At 45.4% G+C, this 8,966-nt stretch carries 5 protein-coding genes; 3 read left to right on the forward strand and 2 right to left on the reverse strand.

All coding sequences use genetic code 11. The annotated features are described in order from the left end of the window. The first annotated feature begins 725 nt into the window (after positions 1 to 725). A complete protein-coding gene (gene lpdA / locus EWV84_RS10720) occupies positions 726 to 2,156 on the forward strand; it encodes a dihydrolipoyl dehydrogenase (RefSeq protein ID WP_286826290.1) in 1,431 nt (476 codons plus the stop codon). Between the two features lie 113 nt (positions 2,157 to 2,269). After that, the gene (gene tatA, locus EWV84_RS10725; RefSeq protein ID WP_286826291.1) at positions 2,270 to 2,446 is read left to right on the forward strand and encodes a twin-arginine translocase TatA/TatE family subunit; all 177 of its coding nucleotides are present in this window, start codon (positions 2,270 to 2,272) and stop codon (positions 2,444 to 2,446) included. A gap of 318 nt (positions 2,447 to 2,764) precedes the next feature. On the opposite strand, the gene EWV84_RS10730 is transcribed toward tatA, so the two are convergent. Beyond that, a complete protein-coding gene (locus EWV84_RS10730) occupies positions 2,765 to 4,168 on the reverse strand; it encodes a TldD/PmbA family protein (RefSeq protein WP_286826292.1) in 1,404 nt (467 codons plus the stop codon). A gap of 167 nt (positions 4,169 to 4,335) precedes the next feature. Beyond that, the gene (carB, locus tag EWV84_RS10735) at positions 4,336 to 7,581 is read right to left on the reverse strand and encodes a carbamoyl-phosphate synthase large subunit (protein ID WP_287077995.1); all 3,246 of its coding nucleotides are present in this window, start codon (positions 7,579 to 7,581) and stop codon (positions 4,336 to 4,338) included. 288 nt (positions 7,582 to 7,869) lie between these two features. Here carB and EWV84_RS10740 point away from each other — a divergent pair, with 288 nt between their 5' ends. Then, positions 7,870 to 8,865 (forward strand): adenosine deaminase, encoded by a 996-nt coding sequence (locus tag EWV84_RS10740; protein ID WP_287077996.1) that lies wholly within the window; start codon positions 7,870 to 7,872, stop codon positions 8,863 to 8,865. Positions 8,866 to 8,966: the final 101 nt, after the last annotated feature.

Here is an 8,966-nt window from a genome sequence, read left to right on the forward strand (position 1 = left end):
ACTATCAAGCTTATGGTGCAGTGGCAGGAATAGAAATAGACGAAGGAGTAGATCGTTATGCCTATAAACAAGGTTTATTTGTGATTAAACCATCGGGAGAAACGGTAGAAATCATTAATAATTCTGGTTTCGAGCCTAAATTATGGTAGGAGAAAGATGCTCTCGTCACCGGGCAAAGTATTGGCAGCAGGTCTAATTTTTCAAACCTAGCACTAGACTAACTTATGGATATAATGCAGGATTAGTATTCATATTTTGATTCAGTAACCTCTTGCATAATTAATTTTTGAGGATTCAAAAACGGTAAAAATAAGGATTAAATGGCATAAAATCTGTGAATAGACCATGTAATTGATTGTTATTCATTCTTAATTCTCCTGACGACCGACGACCGGCTCCTAACCCCAACAACAATTTTTGATTTTTACAAGAGGTCTAGTAACGGGGAGCATCTGACCTTTGTAACTCCTAAATTAAGTTTTATGTCAAGCTATTTTGAAAGCCTTACCAGAAGCAAGTTTTAGAGACAAGCGTAATTACTCACTTGCATAAATGAGATGCTCCCTAGTAATAGTAACGTCTTGTCCTAAAATTGCCAATAGCCAGTTTCAATGCACAAGAGCCTGATGGCTAAAAACTGGCTCCAGTTTTTGCCCGGGATAGCACAGCTTGATCGCAGTGGAGCGTAAAATGAGATAATGCTAACTTTGAGAGTCAGAGAGACTATGAGTGAATTCGACTACGATTTAATTATTATCGGTGCTGGAGTTGGTGGCCACGGGGCAGCCCTACACGCAGTCAAATGTGGGCTAAAAACAGCTATTATCGAAGCCAAAGATATGGGAGGAACCTGTGTCAATCGCGGTTGTATTCCTTCTAAAGCTTTACTGGCAGCCTCGGGACGAGTGCGCGAATTGGCCGATAGTGACCATCTGAAAAGTTTAGGTATTGCCATCGGTGGCGTTAATTTTGACCGTCCGACAATTGCTAATCATGCTAACAACCTTGTCAGTAAAATTAGAGGCGATCTCACTAATAGTCTTAAACGTCTCAAGGTTGATACTATCCACGGTTGGGGAAAAATCGCCGGCCCGCAAAAAGTTAGCGTCATCGGGGATAGTGGCGAAAAAATCTACACCGCTAAGGATATTATGCTCTGTCCGGGGTCGGTTCCTTTTGTCCCACCGGGGATCGAGATCGATCATAAAACGGTTTTTACCAGCGATGAGGCCGTTAGATTGGAAACTTTACCCAAGTGGATTGCAATTATCGGTAGTGGTTATATCGGTCTGGAATTTTCGGATATATACACCGCTTTGGGTTGTGAAGTGACGATGATCGAAGCTTTAGATAGTCTCATGCCCGGATTTGACCCAGAAATCTCGAAAATCGCTGAAAGAGTTCTGATTAAACCTAGAGACATCGAGACCTATGTGGGAGTTTTGGCAAAAAGTATTAAACCGGGGAATCCCGTGGCCATTGAACTGGTGGACGCAAAAAGCAAAGAAGCGATCGAAATTTTAGAAGTAGATGCTTGTTTAGTCGCTACAGGAAGAATCCCAGCGACAAAGAATCTCGGATTGGAATTTGTTGGGGTAGAACTGGATAAACGCGGTTTTATTGCCGTTAATGACAAAATGCAGGTAATTCAGGACGGTGAACCGGTTCCCCATCTCTGGGCCGTGGGCGATGCTACGGGTAAAATGATGTTAGCTCACGCTGCTTCGGGTCAAGGGGTAATAGCCATTGAAAATATCTGTAATCGCCCAAAAACCATCGATTATCGCAGTATTCCCGCCGCCGCTTTTACCCACCCCGAAATTAGTTATGTGGGTTTAACGGAACCGCAAGCAGAAGTTTTGGCACAGGAAGAAGGGTATAAGGTCGCTTCTGTCAAGACCTATTTTAAGGGAAATTCTAAGGCTTTAGCGGAAGGAGAAACGGAAGGCATCGCTAAAGTCGTTTATCGTCAGGATACGGGCGAATTACTCGGTGTTCATATTATCGGTATCCACGCATCGGATTTAATTCAAGAAGCGGCCAATGCGATCGCTGAACGCCAATCCGTCCATGAACTCGCTTTCCGCATCCACACCCATCCGACTCTCTCAGAAGTCCTCGACGAAGCCTATAAACGCGCTGAAGTGGTGGTATAGATGGGGATAGGGGATAGGGGATAGGGGATAGGGGAATTCAACCCCCAACACCCAACACCCAACACCCTAAAACCCAACACCCAACACCTTTTTTACTTTTTACTTTAAAGATTATGTTTGGATTAGGTTGGCCAGAAATAGTAATTATTGCTGTAGTTGTTGTCCTGATATTTGGACCGAAAAAAATACCCGAATTTGGGGCAGCTTTGGGGAAAACTTTACGGGGATTTAAAGAAGAAATCAATAAAGATGATCAAGAAATTGAAGACAGTGATGAGAAGATGAGATAGATTTCGATTTCGGCTGTATGAAACTGCGCTAATACACTTGCCATAATTTGCCGAAAAAACCCTTACCGACAAAGCGATTCAGTTATCAGATTTGAGTTTTTACCGGACAGTCTTATCAGTTATCAGATTTGAGTTATCAGATTTGAGTTATCAGATTTGAGTTATCAGATTTGAGTTATCAGATTTGAGTTTTTAGTGGACATTCTTATCAGTAATCAGTTCACTGTTCACTGTTCACTGTTCACTGATTACTGTTTACTGATTACTGATTACTGTTTACTGATTACTGTTTACTGATTACTGTTTACTGATTACTGATTACTGAATATCTGCTTCTCCTCCCACGACCACATCGCGGATACGGAGACTGGGGCCACCGCAGCCAACCGGTAAACCACTTTGACCTCCTTTTCCGCAGCCTCCCGACTCATCCCAGTAGAAATCATCACCAATTGCCTCAATATTGGCTAGAGTTTTAAAGACATTACCGGAGAGAGTCACATCTTTAACGGGTTCAGCAATTTCTCCATCGCGAATCATCCAAGCTTCCCCGGCGCTAAAAGTGAACATTTCGCCGTTAGTCATGCCTCCCTGCCAATTTTGGGCATAAACTCCCGTTTTTATCCCCGAAAATAACTCTTTAACGGCAGTGGTTCCCCGTTCAATCCAAGTGTTGGTCATGCGGACAATGGGCGGATAATGATAATTGAGACAACGGGCGTTACCGGTCGGTTTTTCGCCTAATTTGCCCGCCGTTTCCCGCGAATGCAGTCTTCCCACCAAAACCCCGTCTTTAATTAACTGAGTCGTCGTTGCGGGGGTTCCCTCATCGTCATAAAAATAACTGCCCCGATGACCTTCCGGATAGGCCCCGTCAAAGATTTGCAGGTTATCCGGCCCGAAACGTTTGCCCATACTCATCACTTCCAAAAGGTCAGGATTTTCGTATAACATATCTGCCTCTGACAGGTGGCCAAAAGCCTCATGGACGAACAGACCGGTTAAAATGGGATCGATGACGACGGTGTAGGTATCGCCCTTGACAGGGGGCAAAACTAGGGCTTGTACGGCCCGTTTAGCCGACCCTTGCACCTGTTCTTCTAAATTGACCAGATCCTCGAAAGCTTTTCGGGATCCCGTGGTTTCCCGGCCTGTTTGTACACTGTCCCCATCCCTAGCGGTGGCCGAAAAACGCATTTCTAAGTCCGACCATTTTTGTTCGATTAAAGTCCCGTCAGAAGTGGCTAAAAGAATATGTTGACTGCTATCGCTGTAACGGACGGAAGTGGTGGCAATACTGGGATGATGTTGACGCAGTAAGTTATTATAGCGATCGCAGAGGGCTTTTTTATCAGCTAATGGCACTAAACGCGGGTCTGTTCCCGTTAAAGGTAATTCACAACTAATAATTACAGGTTCTACCGGAGCAATCAGGGTTTCTTCTTCCCCAATTAAACGGGCAGCAGCGATCGCATCTTCTAATCGTTCCTGTAAACTGGATAATTGATTAAAGCTGGCAAATCCCCAACCTCCTTGATAACAAGCGCGTACCTGACCACCGATAGCAATACCTTCGCTGAGGGTTTCCACTCGTTCGGAACGCAGTAGAATATTCGTCCCCCGCGCTTCTTCCAGACGAATTGTCAGGAAATCGACGCGGTTTTTATAACGGTTAATCAGTTCACTAATCAGGTTTTTATAATCGTTTAGAGTATCGGTCATGGGAATTAGGAATTATGAATTATGAATTGGGGTGATGGGGTGATGGGGTGATGGGGTAGTGGGGTAGTGGGGCATTTGGCTGAAATTTCCCTAAACCCCTATATCCCTAAACCCCTATATCCCTAAATCCCCTTTCTAACTGAAAACTGATAACTGAAAACTGAAAATTAGGCGAGATAATCCTGTAAAGCTTTCACCTCTAAAGGTTGGGATTGCAGGGATTTTAAGGCTGCTACTGTCGCTTTTGCCCCGGCGATAGTGGTGATAATTGGTAACTTATAATCGAGGGCAGTACGGCGAATTTGTCGGCCATCGTTTTGGGATTCTTCACCACTGGGAGTATTGACAATAAACTGAATCCAGTCATTTTTGATCCAATCGATAACGTGGGGGCGGCCTTCGTGAATCTTTAGCACTAAATCGATATTTTCGCAACCGTTTTCTAACAAAACTTGACGAGTTCCCGAAGTGGCGACGACGCGAAAACCGAGGGATTGCAGATCCTTAACCACGGGAACCATGGGGGTTTTATCGCGATCGTTCATCGAGACAAAAACCGTCCCACTGGTGGCTAAAATCACGCCGGCGGCCATTTCTGCTTTAGCGAAAGCTTTGCCAAAATCGCTGTCAATCCCCATTACTTCGCCTGTAGAACGCATTTCTGGTCCCAGGAGAGTATCAGCACCGGGGAACTTCTGGAAGGGTAAAACCGCTTCTTTCACGGCAATATGACGGGGAATTGCTTCGCTGGTGATGCCCAATTCTGCTAGGGTTTTGCCCGACATGACGAGGGAGGCAACTTTTGCTAAAGGAACTCCCGTTGCTTTGGAAACGTAGGGAACAGTACGACTAGCGCGGGGATTCGCTTCTAAGATATAAACTGTCTCCCCCTGTACCGCATACTGGATATTCATCAAACCGATTACTTTTAAAGCTTTCGCTAGTTCCACCGTCCATTGTCGAATTGTGGTTAAAACTGAGTCAGGAAGGGACGTATGGGGGATAGAACAAGCAGAATCGCCCGAATGTACGCCCGCTTGTTCGATATGTTCCATTAATCCCCCGATAACTACTGTTCCCGTGGCATCTGAGAGGGCATCCACATCCACTTCGATGGCATTTTCGAGGAATTTATCGATTAAAATCGGGTGATCCGGTTCTATCTGTACCGCATACTTCATATAGCGTTCCAATTCGCTATCGGAATAGACGATTTCCATTGCCCGACCGCCCAAAACATAGGACGGACGTACTACCACAGGATAACCGATGCGTTTAGCCACTGCTTGGGATTCTTGGAAACTGCGGGCAATACCGTTGGGGGGTTGTCGGATATCTAATTCTCGGAGGATTTTTTCAAACCGTTCCCGATCTTCGGCAGTATCGATCGAATCGGGTGAAGTTCCCCAAATTTTGGTATTTACGGGACAATTAGGCGATTCTAGATATCTTTGCAGGGGAAGGGCTAGTTTTAAGGGAGTTTGCCCACCGAATTGAATAATTAAACCCTCTGGTTGTTCCGCTTCGATAATATTTAAGACATCCTCTTTGGTCAGGGGTTCAAAGTAAAGGCGATCGCTGGTATCGTAATCGGTGGAGACAGTTTCCGGGTTAGAGTTGACCATAATCGTCTCAAAACCGGCTTGACTGAGGGAAAAAGCGGCATGACAACAACAGTAGTCAAATTCTATCCCCTGGCCGATGCGATTGGGACCCCCACCGAGGATCATCACTTTGCGTTTATCGGAGGGTAAAACTTCCGATTCCACCTGTTCGTAGGTGGAATAATAGTAGGGTGTCAGAGCCTCAAATTCTGCCGCGCAGGTATCCACCATTTTATAAACGGGAACAATACCTAAACCCTTGCGATAACTTCTCACTTCGTCCTCGCTGCTGTTGCTGGCGAAGGCGATTTGGCGATCGCTAAAACCCTGTTGTTTAATAGCGAATAAGTCCTCTTTGCCGAGACTTTTCAGGGGAGTTCGTTTGAGAAACTTCTCGGTTTCCATCAAATCGGCCAATTTATCGAGGAACCAGGGATCAATCCCGGTTAGTTCGTGGATTTCCTCCCCATTCATGCCCAATTTAAAAGCATGATAGATACTATAAACTCGTTCGGGGTTAGGTGTCCGTAAACCAGCCCGGACTTCCGAGAGAGGGGGGAGAGTTTCGACTTTATCGCAACCAAAGCCAAAACGTCCCGTTTCTAGGGATCGAAGTGCTTTTTGAAAGGATTCTTGGAAAGTTCGACCGATAGCCATAGCTTCCCCGACGGATTTCATCTGGGTAGTTAGAATCGGTTGGGAGCCGGGGAATTTCTCGAAGGCAAAGCGGGGAATTTTGGTGACGACGTAATCGATAGTTGGTTCAAAGGAAGCTGGGGTTTTTTTGGTGATATCGTTGGGAATTTCGTCTAAAGTGTAGCCTACTGCTAGTTTAGCGGCAAATTTAGCGATCGGGAATCCCGTGGCTTTCGATGCCAGGGCCGAAGAACGCGATACCCGGGGATTCATCTCAATCACGATTACGTCGCCGTTAGTGGGATTAACGGAGAATTGGATGTTCGAGCCGCCGGTTTCTACGCCAATTTCCCGAATAATTGCCTTAGAATAGTCCCGGAGGCGTTGGTATTCTTTATCGGTCAGGGTTTGGGCGGGCGCAACCGTAATCGAGTCGCCGGTATGGACCCCCATCGGGTCAAAGTTTTCGATCGAACAGATGATCACCACGTTATCGGCTAGATCGCGCATTACCTCTAATTCGTATTCTTTCCAGCCAATTAGGGATTTTTCGACGAGAATTTGCGATGTAGGCGAACAATCTAGACCATACTGGGCCATCGGTTCAAATTCTTCTTGGTTATAGGCAATACCGCCCCCCGTTCCGCCTAAAGTGAAGGCCGGCCGGATAATGAGAGGATAGGAACCGATCTGATGGGCGATCGCTTTTGCTTCTTCTAAATTGTTGGCAATCCCCGAAGGACAGACGGGAACACCGATTTTCTCCATTGCTTTTTTGAATAGTTCTCTATCTTCGGCTTTTTCAATAGCGGGGAGTTTTGCCCCGATCAGTTCCACGTTATATTTTTCTAAAACGCCGCTTTTGGCCAAAGCTACCGCGGTATTTAGGGCAGTTTGACCGCCCATAGTCGGTAGAATCGCATCAGGGCGTTCTTTAGCGATAATTTTCTCGACAATTTCCGGCAGAATTGGTTCAATGTAGGTGCGATCGGCCATTTCTGGATCGGTCATGATCGAGGCCGGGTTAGAATTGACTAAAATTACCTCATAACCTTCTTCTCGTAGGGCTTTACAGGCTTGAGTTCCCGAATAGTCGAATTCACAGGCTTGTCCGATGACAATCGGGCCAGCGCCCAAGATTAGGATTTTCTGTAAGTCATCACGGCGTGGCATAGGCTTAGGGTTGCTTGACTATAAACCCCAATCATTGTATATGTTGTCACTCCTCTATTCCCTAAAGCTTTATTTAGGTTTAATGACCTTATTCTAGCTGTCAGCCTTGAATCAGTGATCGGTGATCAGATCTGAGCCTTGCACTAGCGACTGTTCACTATCTCCCCGCTCCCCAACACCCAACCGATCACCGAATAGGTACTGATACTATTTGGCAACAATTGTCAAACAATTGTAAAACTTCGTTATATTTAAGGAACATTTGAGAGACTAAGGAGCATCGGAGTTGTGGCTTTATACGCAGATTTGCATCGGCATTTAGGGGGATCGGTAGTACCGAGAATTCTCTGGCGCTACTTTCACAGACATGAGCGGGATTTAGCGGCCAAATTCCAGGAATACCAAGCTTTTGAGGAATTTTACACCCGTGAACGTAATAGTTTAGATGAGTATTTAGAATTACATACCCTAGTCGAAAGTGTTCAAACCGCTCAAACTTTGCCCTATTTTATCTATCGTCTGATTCGCGGCGCTTACATCTTCGAGAATCTTGCCTATTTAGAATTGCGCTATACTCCCTACTATCGCACCGACGAACATTTGAACCAAACAGAGCGAATCGAGCAAATGCGATCAATTGTCGAAATCGTCGGTCAAGCCTCGAAAATGAGCGAATATCCGATTATTACCAGTCAAATTCTCTGTATGCACTCGCGACTTCCCTCCGAAGTCAACAAAGCGATCGTTGATCTGGCCCTAGAGATGAGAGAATACGTCTGTGCGATCGATATTGCTGGGGGTGATTCCCACTACCAAACTCGACTAGAGGAATTTGCTGGTTTATACAGTTATGCTAGGGAAGAGGGTTTAAATACCACCGGCCATCTTTACGAAACAAAGGACGGTTGTTATCCCCAATTACTGCCCTATCTGCAAAGAATTGGTCACGGTATTCAAATTCCCCTACAATATCCGGAACTGCTGCCGGAAGTTGCCCGTCGTCATCAATGTTTAGAAGTCTGTCCCACCACCTATTTAAAAACTGGCACCCTCGAAAGTTTATCCCAGTTAAAGATAGTCTTCGATCGCTGTTTTGAAGCGGGGGTTGATATTGCTATCTGTACCGATAATGCCGGTTTACACAATGTCCGGCTGCCCTTCGAGTACGAGAATTTACTCACCCTAGATGTGATCGATTTTCGACAATTACAAGCTTGTCAAGATGCGGCTTTTCGCCATGCTTTTGCCTGGCCCTATAGTCAAAAACCGGCGTTGTCAGATTAAGAGATGATGAGGTAAAATAAATGAAAAATAAAATAAGCAGAAAGAACAATGAAATGCCCAGAATGTCAAAGCCATCACATCAATAAAAATGGTCATCGAGG

Source organism: Microcystis sp. M_QC_C_20170808_M3Col, from assembly GCF_007095505.1.
Classification (GTDB): Bacteria; Cyanobacteriota; Cyanobacteriia; order Cyanobacteriales; family Microcystaceae; genus Microcystis.